This is a genomic window from Stieleria maiorica (genome assembly GCF_008035925.1).
Taxonomy (GTDB): Bacteria; Planctomycetota; Planctomycetia; order Pirellulales; family Pirellulaceae; genus Stieleria; species Stieleria maiorica.
This window is the reverse complement of sequence record NZ_CP036264.1, coordinates 3,951,325-3,970,222: the sequence shown is the minus strand read 5'-3', so window position 1 is coordinate 3,970,222 and position 18,898 is coordinate 3,951,325. Positions and strand designations below refer to the sequence as shown.

General features: G+C 57.7%; 13 protein-coding genes. 6 read left to right on the top strand and 7 right to left on the bottom strand.

The window, feature by feature from the left end:
• Positions 1 to 596 precede the first annotated feature (596 nt).
• Complete coding sequence (locus Mal15_RS13640) at positions 597 to 1,001, bottom strand: hypothetical protein (protein ID WP_147868276.1); 405 nt, start codon at positions 999 to 1,001, stop codon at positions 597 to 599.
• Between the two features lie 40 nt (positions 1,002 to 1,041).
• Here Mal15_RS13640 and Mal15_RS13635 point away from each other — a divergent pair, with 40 nt between their 5' ends.
• Positions 1,042 to 1,428 (top strand): group II truncated hemoglobin, encoded by a 387-nt coding sequence (locus Mal15_RS13635; RefSeq protein ID WP_147868275.1) that lies wholly within the window; start codon positions 1,042 to 1,044, stop codon positions 1,426 to 1,428.
• 13 nt (positions 1,429 to 1,441) lie between these two features.
• Here the strand turns inward: Mal15_RS13635 and Mal15_RS13630 are convergent, their stop codons facing one another.
• The gene (locus Mal15_RS13630) at positions 1,442 to 1,921 is read right to left on the bottom strand and encodes an SRPBCC domain-containing protein (protein ID WP_167546799.1); all 480 of its coding nucleotides are present in this window, start codon (positions 1,919 to 1,921) and stop codon (positions 1,442 to 1,444) included.
• 469 nt (positions 1,922 to 2,390) lie between these two features.
• On the opposite strand from Mal15_RS13630, the gene katG reads away from it, so the two are divergent.
• On the top strand, positions 2,391 to 4,775 hold the full coding sequence (gene katG, locus Mal15_RS13625; protein ID WP_199773865.1) for a catalase/peroxidase HPI: 2,385 nt from the start codon (positions 2,391 to 2,393) through the stop codon (positions 4,773 to 4,775).
• A 13-nt stretch (positions 4,776 to 4,788) separates the two neighbouring features.
• On the opposite strand, the gene Mal15_RS13620 is transcribed toward katG, so the two are convergent.
• From Mal15_RS13620 to Mal15_RS13605, 4 genes are all read right to left on the bottom strand, one after another.
• Positions 4,789 to 5,655, bottom strand: coding sequence for an alpha/beta hydrolase (locus Mal15_RS13620; RefSeq protein ID WP_147868273.1), 867 nt, complete (start codon positions 5,653 to 5,655; stop codon positions 4,789 to 4,791).
• A 520-nt stretch (positions 5,656 to 6,175) separates the two neighbouring features.
• Positions 6,176 to 7,054, bottom strand: a complete 879-nt coding sequence (locus Mal15_RS13615; protein WP_147868272.1) for an MFS transporter — start codon at positions 7,052 to 7,054, stop codon at positions 6,176 to 6,178.
• Positions 7,055 to 7,415: 361 nt separating this feature from the next.
• Positions 7,416 to 8,321, bottom strand: a complete 906-nt coding sequence (locus Mal15_RS13610) for a hypothetical protein (RefSeq protein ID WP_147868271.1) — start codon at positions 8,319 to 8,321, stop codon at positions 7,416 to 7,418.
• A gap of 489 nt (positions 8,322 to 8,810) precedes the next feature.
• Complete coding sequence (locus Mal15_RS13605) at positions 8,811 to 10,229, bottom strand: L-serine ammonia-lyase (protein ID WP_199773864.1); 1,419 nt, start codon at positions 10,227 to 10,229, stop codon at positions 8,811 to 8,813.
• 245 nt (positions 10,230 to 10,474) lie between these two features.
• Here Mal15_RS13605 and Mal15_RS13600 point away from each other — a divergent pair, with 245 nt between their 5' ends.
• From Mal15_RS13600 to Mal15_RS13585, 4 genes are all read left to right on the top strand, one after another.
• Entirely contained in the window at positions 10,475 to 11,203 is a 729-nt protein-coding gene (locus Mal15_RS13600; RefSeq protein WP_147868270.1) for a hypothetical protein, read from the top strand.
• Positions 11,204 to 11,678: 475 nt separating this feature from the next.
• On the top strand, positions 11,679 to 13,058 hold the full coding sequence (locus tag Mal15_RS13595; protein ID WP_147868269.1) for a sugar-transfer associated ATP-grasp domain-containing protein: 1,380 nt from the start codon (positions 11,679 to 11,681) through the stop codon (positions 13,056 to 13,058).
• 4 nt (positions 13,059 to 13,062) lie between these two features.
• Positions 13,063 to 14,583, top strand: a complete 1,521-nt coding sequence (locus tag Mal15_RS13590) for a PLP-dependent aminotransferase family protein (RefSeq protein ID WP_147868268.1) — start codon at positions 13,063 to 13,065, stop codon at positions 14,581 to 14,583.
• Between the two features lie 2 nt (positions 14,584 to 14,585).
• Complete coding sequence (locus tag Mal15_RS13585) at positions 14,586 to 15,896, top strand: type III PLP-dependent enzyme domain-containing protein (RefSeq protein ID WP_147868267.1); 1,311 nt, start codon at positions 14,586 to 14,588, stop codon at positions 15,894 to 15,896.
• Between the two features lie 124 nt (positions 15,897 to 16,020).
• Here Mal15_RS13585 and Mal15_RS13580 read toward each other — a convergent pair whose 3' ends face one another.
• Positions 16,021 to 17,946 (bottom strand): redoxin domain-containing protein, encoded by a 1,926-nt coding sequence (locus Mal15_RS13580; RefSeq protein WP_147868266.1) that lies wholly within the window; start codon positions 17,944 to 17,946, stop codon positions 16,021 to 16,023.
• Between the last annotated feature and the right edge of the window lie 952 nt (positions 17,947 to 18,898).

The following is an 18,898-nucleotide window of genomic DNA, read 5'->3' as shown; positions in this document are numbered from 1 at the left end:
GAGAAGTCGGTTTGACAGGAGTTGGCCAAGTCAACCGAGATCAGGAAATTGCCTCGGTTCTCCGTGATAGGTACATTCATCAAATGGATGGGTGCGTTGGTTCATGAAGATTCTGCCCGACCACCAACCCAGATTCGGCATCTGAAGCGGCAATGAATAGTCAGGAGAGGGGCATGTGCCAAGAGTTGAGATTTTCGCTTGTCGTTTGCTTTTCGCTATTCATGACTGGCCAGGCAGATCTGAGCGCCCAAACGGATCCCTCTCAGAATGATCGACTCGTTTTTCACCGCGCAGGGCGTATTACGTCCGTTAAGCCCGACGGAACGGATCTGACCTGGCATACCGATGAATTCATACCTTCCGAGACTATGGATTTGGTCTACCCGTATCCGTCTTCTTGTGCCGAGTCCGCGGTTGGTTTCGGAGAAGGGTCAAAAAATGGGTTGGTCAAAAAATGCGGACAACGAAGGAACCGCTGCTGCACGGTGCCTGCATTTTTTGACCACTTCATTTTTTGACCAGTTTTCCTTTGGGCACGGTGCCGCCCACAGATCGAGAGCCGATCTTGCGGTTGGCGTTCGAACTGAAAATCGGCGCTAGCCCTGCGGGGAACGCGCGACCTTCGGGAATCCCCAGGAATCGGCCAGAGCGTCGGCCGCTTGCTCGGGATCGGTGTGTTCGCCCCAGCCGCCGTTGTGGAGATGCGCGTGCGCAAATTCATGTGCGATGATGTACAGGGCGAAGTCTTCGTTGCAGTCGTTGAGCCGCTGACGAAGTACGACGACGCGGCTGCCGCTACGATTCGCCCCCGGCATCGCCATCCACAGTGACCAGCCTTGGCCGGGAACGAAATTCTCGAGCGTGACGCGAAAGCGTTCGTCCTGCAAGAAATCCTCCACAACCGATGTCGGCAACCGCTCTAACACGGCCCGCACGCGCTCGCGCAGCACACTGTGTCGCTTAAATGGATCGAGGAACTCGGAAAAAACATCAGCAGTCATCAGGTAGCCCGTCGTAGAACATTCGAGTATTTTTGTTCCGATGAATCCCCCAACATTGTACGAGCAGCTCGGTGGCGAAGAGAAATTGCGCCGCATCGTCGATCGGTTTTACGATCTGATGTCGGAACTGCCCGAGACGAAGACCATTCGCGCACTCCATCCCAGCGACTTAACCGAATCGAGAAACAAGCTGTTCAAGTTTTTGTCGGGGTTTTTCGGCGGGCCGTCGCTGTATATCGAAGAATATGGTCATCCGAGGTTGCGAGCGCGGCACTTGCCGTTTCCGATCGGTGAAGACGAACGAGACCAATGGTTATTGTGCATGAATAGAGCACTCGACGAACTGGTCGACAACCCGCTGCTCGTTTCACAACTGAAGATGACATTCTTTCGGACGGCGGACCACATGCGCAACCGCGCCAATTGATGGCGTGAAGAAATCAGGATGACTCAGTGAGCAAGTCATCGATGCGGCAATAGCCCATTTCCATCGACGCGGCCATGCCGGCCGCCAGAGCGGCATCGCGCGCCCCTTTGGAGGCATATTCAATCCGGGTGGCGACGGTGGTCACCCCGCCCGTCTCTTCAAACGTGATGGTGATGACGGCTGCCTCGTCCGTGTCTCCGAGTTCAAAGCTTTCTTCTTGAACGATTTTTGTCGGCGGTTCGATTTCACGAAACTCACCGGTCCAGCCGAATTCGGTGCCCTCGGCTTCGTTGCGGAATCGGTTTTCGTACTTTCCTCCGATTCGAAAGTCCATCTCACAGACGGGCATCGACCAGCCCGGCGGTCCCAGCATCCAACGTGCGCCCCGTTCGGGCACGGTGAAGGATTTCCAAACCGATTCGACGGGCGCGTGGAAGCTTCTGACGACCTGGACCTGTGTGTCCGAGGGGGTTTTGAAGGCGGCTGGCTTCATTTTTTTCTCATCTCTCATGAAGGAGGTCTGACTTGTACGACCGGGTGGCCGTCCAGCTCTTTCGGAGCGTGGATCGGCGTCGACTACGTGCTCAGCCGGGACGATCTGGTCAAACCGCTCATGTTTGACGTCGAGGAATTGGATGCCTTGTCGCTCGGGGCCCAGATGGTCGAAAGTTGGGGTGACGCAGCCCTCGCCCGTTCGGCTCAAATAGCCGGAAAGGTGCCATCGAATCGTTGCCGGTCGTTCTGTTTGCGCGGTCGGGGGCACGCTCCCAACCATCAATCGCATCCGGCAGAGGCAGGCTAGCCACCACGCTACCCTTCTGCGAGCCGTCGGGACGATTCCCGTGTTGTTCCCCCAGCGACCGTCGACCACTGCGAGCCGCGCCCACCCGTCAGCTCTTGCTGGGGTGCAATGCCTTACAATGGCAGCTCCCCGATTCCAAACTTAAAACAGCGACAAACCCATGTCCTCCGAATCTGGATCGCAATGCCCCTTTCCACACGCTCACTCCTCAAAACCCGTCGACATGGACAACGGCGGTCATGATACGACGACCAAGGTGACAACGCGTGCCGCCACGATGGGAGCGTGTCCGTTTCGCGGAACACGCGTCGGCGGGGCGATCGGTTCGGAACCGCAATTGGATCACTGGTGGCCGAACCGGCTGAAGGTGGAACTGTTGCACCAAGATCCGGTGCAAGCCAATCCGCTGAGCGATCTGGATTACTGCCAGGCTTTTGCCGAAATCAACTACGATGAACTGAAGTCCGACATTCGGGAACTGCTCCATGATTCGGTTGACTGGTGGCCTTGCGACTACGGCAACTACGGACCTCAAATGATTCGCATGGCCTGGCACTCCGCGGGGACCTACCGCATCGCCGATGGGCGTGGAGGAGCAGGAGGAGGCATGCAACGTTTCGCGCCCATCAACTCGTGGTGGGACAACGGCAATACCGACAAGTCGCGACGTCTGCTGTGGCCGATCAAACGAAAGTACGGCGCCAAACTCAGTTGGGCCGACCTGATGATTCTGGCCGGCAATGTCGCCCTGGAAGACATGGGGTTTCAGACGTTTGGATTTGCCGGCGGTCGCATCGACCAGTGGGAGGCTGATTCGGCGACGTATTGGGGACCGGAAGGATGGACCGGCGACGAGCATGTCGGTCACCCCAATGAAATGGTCACGTTGGACGAACGTTGGGAAGGTGATCCCAAACAGGAGCACTGGGATCTGGAAAACCCGGTCGCGGCCACGCACCAGGCGCTGATCTACGTCAACCCGGAAGGCCCCGGCGGAAACGGCGATCCGATGGACAGTGCGCGAGAGATTCGTGAGAGTTTCGCGCGGATGGCGATGAACGACGAAGAAACCGTCGCGTTGATCGCCGGTGGTCACGCGTTTGGGAAGTCTCACGGCATGGTCGACCCCGAAAAAATCGGTCCGGCACCGGAAGCGGCGTCCATGCAAGAAATGGGGCTCGGTTGGCACAATCCGGTCGGTACCGGCAACGCAGAGTACACGATGACCAACGGGATCGAAGGCTCGTGGACCTCCCATCCAACTCGATGGGACAACGAGTACCTGCAGAACCTGTTCACCTACGAATGGAAAAAGACAAAGAGTCCGACCGGTGCCCTCCAGTGGACTCCGGTCGACGCCGACGCGCGTAAGACTCCTGATGCACACATCGAAGGCAAAGAAAACGCTTTGATGATGATGACGTCCGATATCGCGTTAAAAGAAGATCCCATCTATCGCAAGATTTGCGAACGTTTTCTGGAAGACTTCGACTACTTTGCCGATGCATTTTCGCGAGCCTGGTACAAGTTGACGCATCGCGATATGGGACCGATCGAGCGCTACGTCGGCCCGGAAGTTCCCGACCAGTTGTTGCCGTGGCAAGATCCCGTGCCGCCGCTGGATCATGAACTTGTCAACGATTCCGATATCGATGGATTGAAGCAAAAGATTCTCAGCAGCGGGCTGACGGTATCACAATTGGTCGCCGCGGCCTGGGCTTCCGCGTCGACCTACCGCGACAGCGACAAACGTGGCGGCGCGAACGGCGCCCGCGTTCGGCTGGAACCTCAACGGAGCTGGGATATGAACAATCCGGCTGAGCTGCAGAACACGCTGTCGACGCTTGAAGCAATCCAGGGTGCTTTCAATGATGCCCAATCAGGCGACAAAAGAATTTCGATGGCGGACTTAATCGTTTTGGCCGGATGCGCCGGCGTGGAAAAGGCTGCTCGGGATTCGGGGGTTGATGTCAACGTTCCATTCGTGGCCGGTCGGCGGGACACGACGCAAGAATTGACGGACGAACCGAGCTTTGAGTGGCTGCAACCCGTTGTCGATGGCTTTCGGAATTACCGCAACGACGAAGTCACGTACAAGATTCCGCCTGAGCACCTGTTCTTGGACAAAGCTCATTTGCTGAAATTAACAGCTCCCCAGTGGACGGCGTTGGCAGGGGGACTGAAGGTATTGGCCATCAACTATGACGGGTCGCATCATGGTGTCTTCACCGGACGTCCAGGTCAATTGACGAACGACTTTTTTTGCGTCGTGACGTCCATGGATTTCCAGTGGCAGCCGCAGAGTGACGACGAGCTGTTATTCAACATCAACGATCGACAGACGGGCGAAACCAAATACACCGCAACACGTTGCGACTTGGTATTCGGGGCGAACGCTCAACTCCGTCAAATCGCAGAAGTCTACGCTGCGGATGACGGCCATGCGCGTTTGGTAAACGATTTTGTCAAAGCGTGGCACAAGGTGATGATGCTCGACCGCTTTGATGTGCCCCAGGAGCGTGCCGACGCGATGTCGAATTGTTAATCAGCCGATATGTTCAGCCGGCATTTTGCGCCTGATGCGTCCCTGAAAGCCACGCGGTGATCGTGTCCAAGACTTCATCGCGGCGGGTTTCCAGAAGCAATGAATGGCGGAGACCGTGGAATCTCTTTGTCGTGCAACACTCGCCCGACCGCGTGCAAAACTCTTTGCTCGTTTCAGCGTCACAAATCTCGTCGTCCTCACCAATTAAGAACAACAATGGGGTGCGGAGCTGGTCAGCCTGCTCCAGTATTTCGTGCCCGCTGGACATCAATTCGCCACCGATGCCGATCGACAACTTTTCGTGCAGAAGTGGGTCGGCGGCAAGTCTCGCCAGCATCTCGGTGTCCTGCGTCAGCTGACTCGGATCGATGTCCGCCGACAAACGAACCCGCGGGATGACCTTAGCCGTCAACCAGGCCGCAAATGACTGTGCCTTCGTCGGTGGGTTTTTGGGAAGAATCATCGGATTGGTCACGATCGCCCGGTCGACAGGCGGACGGTCACTGTCCAGCAAATACCGCAAGGCAATGTGACCGCCCATGCTGTGGCCCAAGAGGATGATCTCTGCATTTGGCTGCCGCTCGGCGACGGATTCACAAACGCACTGCAAGTCGTCGATAAACCGGTCCAGCGACGGCGCGTGGCCGCGTACGCCTGGGCTTTTGCCGTGTCCGTGCTGATCGTAGGCGTAGGTTGTCACGGCGGACGATGCCATCGCATCACCCAATTCGCCGTACCAGCCACTGTGCTCCCCCAAACCATGAACGACCACAAGCGCCTTTTCATTTGTCGTGTCGCCCCAGCGCCGGAGGTGCAATCCGCGGCCATCGGGGGTGCTGAGCGTGCTCTGTTGCGGAGCAGATGGAATCGTTGCGGACATCAATTTTGCGTCGCTGGTATGGGGAGGCGTCTGAACCGCAGCACGGAAAAGCAAACGACGTACCGGTCGACGAAAAGATGACTCAGAAGGTCGTCATCGCGCAAGTCAGCATGCCGAGTCCGCTGGCGCGACGACGATCGAGAACCGACGCCAACGGCAACCGGTCAAGAATCGTTCGAGCTGCGCGATCCGCGACCAGCGATCCACGTTACTGCCTTTGTACCTCTTCATCACCGTCCGATCAGACGTTTGCTCTCGCTTGGTCCAGCACGTGCTGGTAAAGCAGGTACAAAGTCCCACGGACGAGCAACGAACACTCTAACGTTGAAAATGCCTTCCGACAACGATCACAGGAACCCCATCGATACGTTTGCAAGCATCGGCCATTGTTTGCGTATTTCCGCTTCGTGCAGGAGACCGGTCAAAAAATGAGTTGGTCAAAAGATGTGAATCCCGAGAGGGACGCTACATGGAGCGAGCATTTTTTGACCACTCGATTTTTTGACCATCCGCCGGCCGGTCACGCAATGACGCCTACCGGAAATCGGAACCGACCGTACGACATTGGGCCGACTTTGTCGCGGGATAATCCACGATTGACCTGCAGGTCGTGCTTTGCGCGGTTGCAGTATCGCAGCACGTCCACCACGTCCGTCTCGGCCAGTTCCGTGATCGGCGAGTCTGTTGCTTCAGTCGTTTCGATTGACTTTTGACGATGAAAGGCAACCATGTCGTCGAAGGGTCTTTCGGGAACGGTTGTCATGACGATCGACGGTGTGCTTTCCGTGGCGTTATCGGCTTCGTTATCGGCTTCACTGTCAGCCTGCGAACTTGTCACGATGACGCGTCCGCTGTCGGTCATTGACACCAATTCGGTCCACTTGGTTCCCATCCGCAGATGGAAAACGGCAACCACTCTCTGCCGGGAACTGAGATAGACCTCTATAAACGTGGGGGAAGTTTCGCCATCGACACGAAAAGTCCCGATTCGAATAAAGCCAAATTCATCGAGGATTTTTTCAGCCTTCTCACGATAAAGAAATAGAAACCACGGAGTCTCGGGGACCGCTTCGAATCGCTTTTCGCGAAATCGCGTAGAGAGGATACGGGTCAGAAGCGGGGATAACAGCGCCAGGGCAAATCCTGCACAGAAGATGTAGGACACCAAGGGTTTGGTTACCCATGTGACACTCAAACCGGTCAGGTTTTCGAGTATGTCGAACGACTCGGAAAAAAACAGGAGGCCGAAAAACGCAATGGCCGCGGTATCCCGAAGCACCGCCAGAATGCGTAGCATCGGCCAGCGTTTGGCACGCCGGCGATCGTCCGGCTGCGAGGCGATTTCGAATCGATTCAATAATCGCTGTTGTATCGATGATTCCTGCGCAGCGGTCGGCATCGTGTTCGGTCTAGCATGAGTGATTCGTTGAAACGGTACGCTGGAAGTCTAGTGCGCCCTTGGAACGGTCCCGTCGTTCCACCTACGGTTTGGCCTACATAGAAGCAACTGAAATCGGGACGTAGGCAGATTCTGGGGCAGGAAGATTGGACTGTCCCCGATTATGTGTTCGCGTGATTCACGCTTTCGTGTGGCGAGTCTGGATCTGCATCGGAGAAGGGGCAAGAGATTGAATGCTCAAAAATGTAGGTGAAAAGAGGCGAGTTGCCGCGGAATGACTGGATCTTTTGACCAGCAAATATTTTGACCCTCCTCTCGTTATCCCGGTTCCCCGTGAGCAAGTGAACTCGTGCGATCCCCCTCAGACGCCATCGAAGATCGCGTTGTGGGCGGCGCTGCTGCTGTAGGATGGATGCAAACTGATGGCGGTATCGAGCAGGTTCCAATCACTTGCGGGAACCGATTTCCGGTCGACGATCATCAGGGCAATTTTCCAGGCCTGCTGGAACACCGCGTCGCGCCGAATCGCGTTGCGAATCTCTTGCGGTGTGGCTCCGCCGGGACCGCCGCTGGGAATGTCCACGTGCAACCGATCCTCGGGATCGTCGGTGTGCTGGACCATAAAGATCGATTGGGCGACGTAGGCCAACCCTTCGGAAACGCCGACGGTCATCGTGTCTTGACGCAAGTCGAACAACGCGTGTACGCACTCATGGACAATCAGTGCCTTGCTCTTGTTCGTGCGACCTGCACTGCGGCCGAGTTCAATCACGTTGCGATCGGAATCGTAAACCGCCCGACCACTGCGGATCGAACTCGACTGCAGAACGCGGATCTTGCCATCAATGATCGCGTTGCCCACCACCATCAACTCGCGAGTGGAGACCCGATGACTTCCACGCTGAAAATTGATCGCTTTGGTCGCCCGGTTTGACAGGGCGCCGAGCACGATCAGTCGCAGCGAGCGCTCGATCGAAGGATCCCAATCGGCCGGCGGCAAATAGATCTCGCCGGCCCCGGTGGAAAAGCTGTAGTTCTTTCCATCGGTCGATTCGGTGCAATTGAGATAGCTCTCCAGATACCAATTGACCTCGCGAGGATCGCGCGTGGCAAAATTAAACTCGATCAAGTCCCAGGGATCGGACCGTCCGGCCTCGCGGGACGCCACATTGAACCAGTCGTCACCGTCCTTGACCGAGTAAGATCCGACGTGACCGGGCGGAGGAAAGATGACGGGGACCGACGGAGCCGACTTGAGGATACCCATGAAAACACCAAACGGGACGGAAGAGGTGATCGCGAAAAGACACATTCCCCGTCCTCGTAGCTCGGACGTTTTTGTTACGTCAATTCTGTAACGTTTCCCCAAAAAGATGCCTCGATACGAATAGCTCCAGACGCTCGCCGGGAGTTGACGCAAGCAATGCCCGCCGATCCACGCTCAACCCCCATCAGTCTGCCCCCATCAGTCTGCCTCCCATCATTCTGCCTCCCATCATTCTGCCTCCCATCATTCTGCCTCCCATCGTCTTGCCCCCATCATTCTGCCTCCCATCGTCTTGCCCCCATCATTCTGCCTCCCATCGTTTTGCCCCCATCGTCTTGCCCCCAGCGTCTTGCCCCCATCGTTTTGCCCCCATCGTTTTGCCTCCCATCGTTTTGCCTCCCATCGTTTTGCCTCCCATCGTTTTGCCCCCAGCGTTTTGCCCCCAGCGTTTTGCCCCGCCAGCGCGACGCACACAGGCCACGATTCGGTTCAGCACTCGCTAAGATTGACTGAAATTTGGCCGGCCAAGCCGCCTTCGGAGGTTTCTTTGTACTTGGAGTTCATGTCCTGTGCGGTTTCCCACATGGTACGGACGACGGCGTCCAGGGAGACGCGGGCGTCGTCGGGGTCGCGACCGAGCGCGATCTGTGACGCGGTGATGGCCTTGATCGCGCCGAAGGCATTTCGCTCGATGCAGGGAATCTGAACCAGCCCTCCGATCGGATCGCAGGTCATCCCGAGGTGATGTTCCATGGCGATCTCGGCGGCCATCGTTGCCTGACGCGGAGAACCGCCCAGGCCTTCGGTGAGCGCGGCGGCGGCCATCGCCGAGGAGACTCCGATCTCCGCTTGGCAGCCCCCCATAGCCGCCGAAATCGTGGCCCCCTTTTTGAAGATGCACCCGATCTCCGCTGCGGTGAGCAGAAAGTTGATGAACGCATCCTCTTCGGCGTCACAGAAGCATTCGAAATACAACAAGACCGCCGGAATGACGCCGGCCGCCCCATTGGTCGGCGCCGTCACGACGCGTCCGAACGCCGCATTTTCCTCGTTCACCGCCAGTGCAAAGCAACTGACCCAATCCAGGACGCGTTGAAAGTCTCGCTGTTGTCGGCGAATCGCGGCGATCCACGATTGCCGATCCGTCGGGCATTCCATTCCCAATAAGCGGCGGGCGGTCATTGAGGCCCGACGACGAACGTGGATGCCGCCCGGAAGGACACCCTCGGTCAAACATCCGCGGTGAATGCAATCGAGCATCGTCGCGTGAATCGCGACAACGCCGTCTCGGATCTGAGCGTCGTTTCGCCACATCCGCTCGTTCTGCATCACCACCTCGCTGATGCGAAGCGATTGACGATCACAATGCGCAATCAGATCACTCGCCGAATCGATCGGAAACGGGAGCTCGACCGAGTGGTTGGCCGACGTTTCGTCGCCCTGCTTGATAATGAAACCACCACCGATGGAGTAGAAAACGGACTGCTTCCGTTCGCCGCTGGTCAACTCGGCCGTGAAACGCATGCCGTTGGGGTGTTCGGGAAGTTGTTCGTCAAAGTGAAAACGAATGTCGGTTGCTGGGTCGAATTCGATTTCATCGGCACCGATGCGAATCGTGTGAGTCGATGCGATCCGACGGAGATAGTCATCGATGCGATCCACCTTGATCGTCGTCGGGTCATTACCGCTCAACCCCAATTGCACGGCAACATCCGTGCCATGGCCTTTACCGGTCTTCGCCAATGAGCCGTAGAGGTCGACGATGATCCGCTCAACCGTCCCCCTCTGCTGCCCCAGGTCATCGACGAACTGTGCCGCAGCGCGCCACGGCCCCATCGTGTGCGAACTGGAGGGTCCGACGCCGATCTTGAACATCTCGAAGGCGCTCAGTGGTTGACGTTGCATCATGGCTTGTACGCTCGTGGGCCATCGGGAGCCCTGTGGGTGGAGAGTCTGGCGGATTCAGATCGATACTTTTGTCCAGGTGCCTAATAGGCATGATTTAACTTTGCTGCCGAAATTCCAATGGGGCCGCCAAGATTCATGCGCAACGTTCAGCCGGAACTGTTTATACTCCATCCTAAAGAGGGGATTGGCTGCGGCAAAAGGGAGAAGCTGCTTTCTGAGTGTGTTCAAATCTAAGGGGTGAGTCCATGGCTACGAAAACCAGTGCCATAAACGGTCAAGTCAAAACCGACGTCGACGACATCGACACGAGTGAAATGGACACCTACCAGCAGACGTTTGACGGGGCGTCGGGGGCAGCGGATGTTGATCACCGGCCAGCCATTCGAATCGCGATCGGTGAGTTGATCTTAGGGTTGCTCGGGCTGACCTGTTGGTTTTGCCTTTTTACGGGCGGGATTCTTGTCGGCACGCAGCCCTTTCGCGAAACCCTACAGACCCCGACGGCCTTGACGCCGGTTCTCGCCAGTTGGTTTGTCGTCTGTGCATTTTGGACGGTCACCAACGTCGGGTTACTGGCGTGTGTGGCCTCGTTTCTCGGTGCATTGGGCCGGCGCACCCGATTTACGCTGATGTCCGACCAGCCCCGTGCAGCCATCGACGGCGGTCACCCACCGTTGCTGAGCATTTCGACCTACTACGTCTCGGCGATCATGCGAGGATTTGGGATTTACGCCCTCGTCCTAGCCGGCATCCTTGTCTTGGCGACCGAGTCGTTGGTCTCTCCGACGCAAGCGGCCTACATGCGTTTAGCGCCGCTGGTTTCGATCATCAGCTTCTATGCGGGTTTCGATCCCAACATGTTCGCGTCGCTGCTCGATCGAGTGAAGTCATTTCTGGAGACGCCCGAATCTGCCGGCGGTCGTGCTGAAGTCGTCGAAGCGTCAGCAGCGCAGACCAAGCCGCGACCTCGTTAACGGTCTGAATCAAAACAGGTCGCATCTGAAGGGCGCGGGCTTAAGCCAATACGTTGAGCCGTAGGCGCTCGCCTCGGGCCAAACCGCCGTGTTAAAGGTATCAAGGCCCGCGGCTAGCGCCGTCGGCTCACTAGGCCCGTGCCATTCGGGTCAGGCCTCTTTGACGGCTCGACACCGATTCTGAGTGGGCCACCGAGGTGACGCTCTGCGCGAGCGCGTCGACCGGTGACGGTGTTGGCTGACGTGTTTCGAATGCGTCCTGCGGGAGAGTTCCGGATTTGGGGGAAGTCCTCCAGAACCTGCATCCGACGACCCACGCAACCGCCAGAAATCAGCTGTTTGGAAAACTTTTGCATCGGTCTTGGAGCGATTGCCGATCGATCCAAACGACGGCGACCTCCGCCTATGCTCAAGGCACAACGAGCTCGCACCTCCCTCCCTTCCGCCGATCACTCCTCCCACCCCGAAGCGTTCCGTGTCTACCGATCAATTTGAACTCGACCTCGAACGGTCCAATCCGACATTCGATTTTTTGCGTGGCATTCGTAAAGCTCAGGCGTCAGGAAAAAGCCTGTCGAGCATGATGATGGAGATCTTCCGTCTGCGGCGTGGACGGGGAAGACTAAAGCCCGACGAGTACTTCATGTACGAGCTGTACGATGACGCTCGTTACACCCCTGAAGCCAAGCAGACGTTTCTGGGCCAGAGCAACATGATGTTCGATTCGCCCTGGACCGAGATCGCTCGAGACAAGCAAATCATGTCGGCTCTGTTGCAAGGGCTGGGATTGCCGACACCTGAAACGCAGGCGATCGTTCACTCCACGCGTACCTACCCGGGTGCCGCCGCACTGCGTGGCCGAGACGACGTTTGTCGGTTCTTGCGAAGCGAAGCCAACTATCCGATTTTCGGCAAGCCCTTTGACTGCGCTTGCAGCGTGGGGACCGCCAAGATCACCGGGTACGACAAAGCCGAAGACGCAGTCATTGTCGGCGACGGCCATCGGATTCCGGTTGAGAAAATTGCCGACCTGGTGGAAAACCTCGGCCGCGCCTATCTGTTCCAAACTCTGATGCTGCCGCACGATTCGATCGAAAACCTGATCGGGCCCTGTGTCAGTTCGGTTCGGATGTTCGTGATGTCGGACGAAAACGGATGTGACTTGTTTCGGGCTTCCTGGAAAATCCCCGCCTCCGCGAACGATGCGGACAATTTTTGGCGTGCGGGCAACATGTTGGCTGGGGTCGACGTGGAGACCGGCAAGATCGGTCGCACATTGATCAGAACCGGCGGCGCCACCGAACCGATCGAAACGCATCCCATCACCAACGTCAAGTTTTCCGAGATGACGTTTCCGCACTGGGATCAGATGCGTGACGTGGTGTTGAGTGCCGCGAAACACTTGCCGTCCTGCCACTTCCAAGGCTGGGACGTCGCGATGACCGACCGCGGCCCGGTGCTGGTCGAACTGGAGGGCGACGGCGGAAACCCGATCATGGAACAGCTGTGTTTCGACAGCGGTCTGCTGAACGAGCGTTACCTGGCGATCATCGACCGGATCGCAGAGCGAGAGAAGGAAGGTCAGGCAGACCGGCGAAAGCGAGGCCGGCAAGAATTCAAGCAAAGTATCGTATCGCTGGCATCCGCGAAACCGAGCGCCGACGCCTCGCCGGCCGCGGACGAACAAGAGACGGTGGAGCTGCACGATGTTGCGGAGCTACAGGAGACTGCGCAGCTGCAAGAGGTTGCGGAACCGAAGGCTGCAGAGGTGGAATCCGAGACCAAACCGGCTCCCATCGTCGTTCCGGGTTCACCCGGCGGTCTGCAAAGTGGAGCCAACACCTCGGTTCATTAGTTCCATGTGGCAACGTGATCTCAACCAAAGTTACGCCGACTTGATCACGGCCGGGTGCGACAGTCGCCTGGTCCCGGGGTCCGACGGGCTGAATCGTTACGGATGCAGTGTTTCACCGCGACGGCAATTTGCCTTGGGTTCGTGCAGTTGTTCCAGCCCGTCGCCTCGTGGCGTCGCGGCCGCGGAGCAATTGCTCGCCCAACTTCAATCTTCGAATGCCCGATCGTCCATGGTCGATCAGACGCTCGGCGAGGTTCGATCGTGTCTCCGCACGCACTTGCAATTGCCCGACGATGCCGACATCGCGTTGACTCCATCGGGAACCGATGCGGAATTGTTGGCCGTGACACTTGCCGATCGTGACCCCAGCCGAAGCATCGTGAACATCGTTGTGGGTCCCGGCGAAGTGGGCAGTGGCACGTTGCGTGCGGCTTCGGGACAACACTACGACGACCGCGTTCCCCACGGCGATCGCGTCGTGCCGGGCAGTCCGGTCGACGCGGGATTATCGAGGAGGATCCGACCGGAAACGGTCCAGATCCGCCATTCGGATGGCAAAATCCGCACCGCCACCGAGATCGACGCGGAAATCCACCAACGGGTGACCGCCGCGGTTGCCGATGGACATCAAGTCTTGCTGCACGCCGTCGCGCATTCAAAAACCGGTGTGTTCGCGCCACGTTTGCGTGTCTTGGATCTCATTCGATCGCATCTCCATCGCGACGTGGTCGTCTTGATTGATGCGGCACAAGCGCGTCTTGGACGCGGATTTGCGACGGTCGGCTATCGGGCGTTGCTCGAGCGTGGATTCATGATCAACGTGACGGGATCAAAGTTTTTTGGCGGGCCACCGTTTTCTGCCGCCCTGTTGGTCCCCAAGTCGATGCAGATCGAACGACGGTCGCGAGGAATCCCGTCGGCGTTGGGCAGCTATTTTAGCCGCGCCGAAATGCCGGCGTCCTGGACCGCAATCCGCAACTCCTTGGATCCGTGGATCAATCTTCCGGCACTGTTGCGATGGAAAGCGGCGGCGGCGGAGATCACTTCGTTTGCTTCGATCGGGACACGACCGCTGAATGAAATCGTGGCGCGGTTTGCCGATTCGACGGTTCGGCACCATTCCAGTCGACCGGAGATCGAACTTTGCGATCCCTTCGACCATCGCGACTCCGACTGGGCGGACGGGGACAGCGAACCCTACCCGACCGTGTTTTCATTTTTCGTCAATGATGGCACGAATCGATTGGACAAGCAGGCGTTGAGTCGGCTGCACCGCAGTGTCAACGACGCCCAGAACTCGATGCCGATCCATCTTGGACAGCCGGTGACCCTTGCGCCGGGCCACCATGTGCTGAGAATCGCGTTAGGCGCTCCGCTGGTCACCCAGATCGCTCATGACAGCCAATGGGGCAACGATCTGGAGGCACGTCTCGATCGGTTGGATGATCGAATCAGTCGCGTTGCCGACTGTCTTGCCACAGAATCACGAAAACTTCACCCGACGCAGGACCAGGTGCGGGGATAACGATGTCGCTCGATGCAATCACAGCCGATTCGGTTTCAGAAAGAATCGATCAAGCCCGCGCCGAGTGGATTCTCCGCACGGTGCTCGAATCCAACCTGTTGCCCGACCATGCGTCGTCGTTTCTGGTCCACGATCTGGAGCGGATGAAACAACGTCTGGGCGAATTTAAACACGCGTTTCCTCCCAGCACCCGACACTCCCTGGCGATCAAGGCGAATCCGCTTGTCGAAGTCTTGAAGGTTGCGGTTGGCGAGGGTTTTGGGCTTGAGGCGGCAAGCATCGAAGAAGTCGAGTTGGCGATCGCTGCCGGGTGTCCACACGATCGCATCGTGTTTGATTCTCCCGCCAAAACGGTTCGGGAGATCGAACGTGGATTGCGATGTGGCGTGATCATCAACGTCGACAATTTCATCGAATTGTCTCGGGTCGACGAGGCGATCCGAATGACCGGTTCGAATTCTGCGATCGGGTTGAGAATCAATCCCGAGGTCGGGTCGGGCAGCATCGCACACACCAGCGTCGGCAGCGTCGGATCCAAATTTGGCCTGTCCATTTCGGAGCAGCGGGATCAGATCATCCAGGCGTACGCGACGCACCCGTGGCTGATTGGCATTCACACGCATGTCGGATCGCAAGGTTGCGGTCTCACGTTGCTGTGCGAAGCGGTTTCCAAGGTGGATCGTTTGCGGCGTGACATCGAATCAGAAGTGGGCCGGCCGATTTCGATCTTCAACATCGGCGGTGGATTGCCGGCAGCCTATCTTGCCAGAGACAACCCGCCGACTCCGGCAGAGTATGTCGATCAATTGCGTCAGTCGGCACCGGGACTTTTCCAGGGTGACACGACGTTGATGACGGAATTCGGCCGTTCGATTCAAGCGAACTGCGGGTTGGCGTTCAGCCGTGTCGAAACAGTACGCCAGTTACCGAATTCCCACAAGCTGGCCGTGATTCACTTCGGTGCGGACTTCTTATTGCGTCCCGTCTACCGCGGGGAAGATTGGAAACATGAATTCTTTGTGTTTGACCGGCAGGGGAGATCATCCAGCGGACACGAGGAACCGGTTACGATCGCGGGCCCGTTGTGCTTCTCCGGCGACATCGTGGCCAATCAAATCTCGATTCCAAGCGTGAAGGAAAATGATTGGATTGCGATCCGAGATTGTGGTGCGTACACATTGAGCATGTGGTCGCGTCACTGCAACCGAGCGATCCCAGCGGTGCTTGGTTTTGATCAGGGGCGTCTGTCGATGCTCCGCCACAGCGAAACGGCGGCAGACATCGTGCAATTGTGGAGCAGCGGTTCCGATTGATTTAGGGGGCGACGAGACTTTCGCTGCGATCCGAATGGATTCGTCGCCGTGTTCTCCGAACTCGGCACGCAAATAAGCGCAGCTTTGCCCCGCGCCGACCTCGGAGAGGACGGCGACTGTTCCGCTAGGCAATTCGCCGCCCGATGAACGCGAAGGAAAGCAGGCCCAGGATCGAGGCCGCCATCACCACCCCATTGTTTCCCAGCCAAGCTAATGATCGCGACTTGAGGGACGTCATGTCTTGATCGGCCGACACGATGTCGGCAAACGCGTTGAACATTTCGTCCGTGGAGTCGGGACCGTAGTAGACATCCGCATTTGGATCGGGATTGAAGGGGTTGTTGGACGAATTGTCGTAGTGCGCGATTGCCGTCAGCGTTGTACCGGCGGGAAGCCGAACCGGTTCACGGAGTTGGTAGCGGTGCTGCCAATTGAAGTCCCAGCGGGGCACGTCCAGCAAAATCTGTTGCCTGCCATCGGGGTAGGTCGCGACGTAACGAAAGTCGCGTCCGCGGTAGTGCATGTGCGGGTACATCGAGATCAACAGCAGGTCTTCACGAACCCTCGTGCTCATCTCGACGCGGTGCTGTTCCACACCGGCCGGAATCATCAACGTGAAATCGAGCATCGCGATCGTTTCGACTTCCTTCTTGACGTCCCTCCGATCGATGAATTTCAACCCGATGCTGGTGCGGTCGGTTTGTTCGGATCCGATCGCCTGGTAGTGGCGGATCAGCTCAAGTTTCCATCCGGGAGGAAGTCGTTTGGCCGTATCGAGCGGGTAAACACTCGGCGGCGTTCCGACCGCCTGGCCCGATAACCGAATGCTGCTGTTACCCGATGGCGAAACCAGGTTGACGGCGCCGTGATGAAGCACTGCCGGGTTGGATGCTTTGATCTCGACGGCGGCGATCCATTTCTCATCCTTAAACCCAGGATCAAAGACCTCGTACTGATACTCGACGATGCCTTCGGCGGGCACGGCGAACTCAGCGGAAGTAAACACCGCATCGGGCTCGCCGATTTCCCATCGATCAGATTCCCATCGATCAGATTCCCATCGATCAGATTCCATTCGGACAAGGGGCTGTCGCGACGTCGATTGGCTGACCTGCGTTCCTCGGACACAGCCTCCCGCGACCCAATCCTTCAGTATCTTCTTTTGTTGACTGGAGAGCACATTCGCATTTGAAAAATCTCCATACTTCGGATTCGCGTGCCACGGCGGCATCAGTCCCTGGTCAACGACTTCGCAGATCATTTCGGACCAATCGACCACTTCTTCGTAGCTCGTTAGTGCGAAGGGACCGGACATCCCTGGTTGATGGCACGATTGACAGTGCCGACCAATGATGGGTGCAACATCACGAAAGTAGGTCAACCGATTCGCTTCGCCGCTGCGGGGACGTCGGAGGCGACAACCGATGGGTTCGGTTTGTTCAATCGCAATCGTTTGCCCCTCGATCAGGGATTCGACCGCATCGACCAAGTAGCGGTGCTTCGCCTCAGGCTGTTGGACTCCCAATTGGTATCGATCGTTGACGGCCCCGCGGTACCTGAGTCGACCTTGACGATCAAAAACGAGCACCTCGGGCACAACATGGCAATCAAAACGTTCGGCGAACTGGAATTCGACGTCGTGTTCGATGGCGTCCGTCCATTCGTGCCCAACGCGGAACGATTCGACCGCTTTGCCGTCCGGCCGTGGAGGGATCACGGCCACGACCGAGACGCCGCGGCTTCGCCACTGTTGGGCCAATTGCTTTACGCGGGGCGTCTGCAGGGCAGAGATTCGACAATTGGGGCGGGCATAAAAGACGACGACGATCGGGGCGCCGCTGGGATCCGACGTGACAGAAGCGATCCGATCGGCCAATGCGCCCGGGAGAACTTGGTGGTCCGCGGCACGGGAGTCGAAACTGTTGCCCAAGCAAACCAGGACCAACACGCCGATGGCGCTCCGGACAGACGTGCGGTTGCGATCGCGGCGGAACATCGCGTCGATTCCAATGGCGGATGGGCGGTTGGAGAGAATCAGAATGCGTAACACGCATCTAACTCATCTGTAGGCCCCTGAATCAACGAGTCGAGCGATCGGCTGATGAGTTGCCTCAATTTGCTGCGGAGAGCCTGAGATTTATCGGTGTGTGGTGATTTTATCGCCTGGCCATGACCGCAGCGGTCAGCGGATGTCAGGGCATCAGGCGAAGCGGTGGCATCGAGTTCAGGAACTGAGTCACATGGGGATGAACGGGAGCAGTCCGACGGCAAAACTATTTCATCTTTTGCAAATTCTGTTGACATGGCCTTCCCCCCCGCATAACTTAACTTCGCAATGATTCCGTCCATCAGCCAACGACAGGGGCAATCTCGCGACCACCGCAGCTGCGTTGTGGCGGCTGTGTTGTTGTTTCTTGCCATCTTCAGCTGGACGGGGTCTACCGCCTACGGAAGTTGCGGCGACTGGCTGGCTCATCCGTCCGGAACGGAACATTCGTCCGACATGGATCCGCCGAACCAGGTGGACTCACCGTCACCGGTCCCGACAACGCCCTGCAACGGCCCGAATTGCCGGAGCATTCCCAATCCGTCGGTGCCTCACCCGTCCGCTGCGACGACCTCCTATGAAACGTTCAAGGTTTCTGCGTGTCGCCAGCAGTCTGACGAATCTCTAATTCGTGACGAGGCAACGGATTTCTCTTTCGATCAAGACGCCGGTGGTCATCCAGGCCATCCCGGTCGCATCGAGCGACCGCCCCAGAACGTCTGATTGCGTGGATCAATCCATCGCAGGAGCTGAGCGGTTGGCACTCGTGCTGCGCGTCGCTTTACACCAACACACGTCGTATCGTGCGCGGTGTCGCAGCGTCTGACCGATCATCAGTCTCCTTGCATTGCGTTTGATGCAACTCCGGCCGTTGTTTTGCGCTGCATGGGACATCTGTCCAAGCCGCGCGAAGTACGTGTCAGCGTCTTCCACGCCGATCCCAGTCGACCCTGAA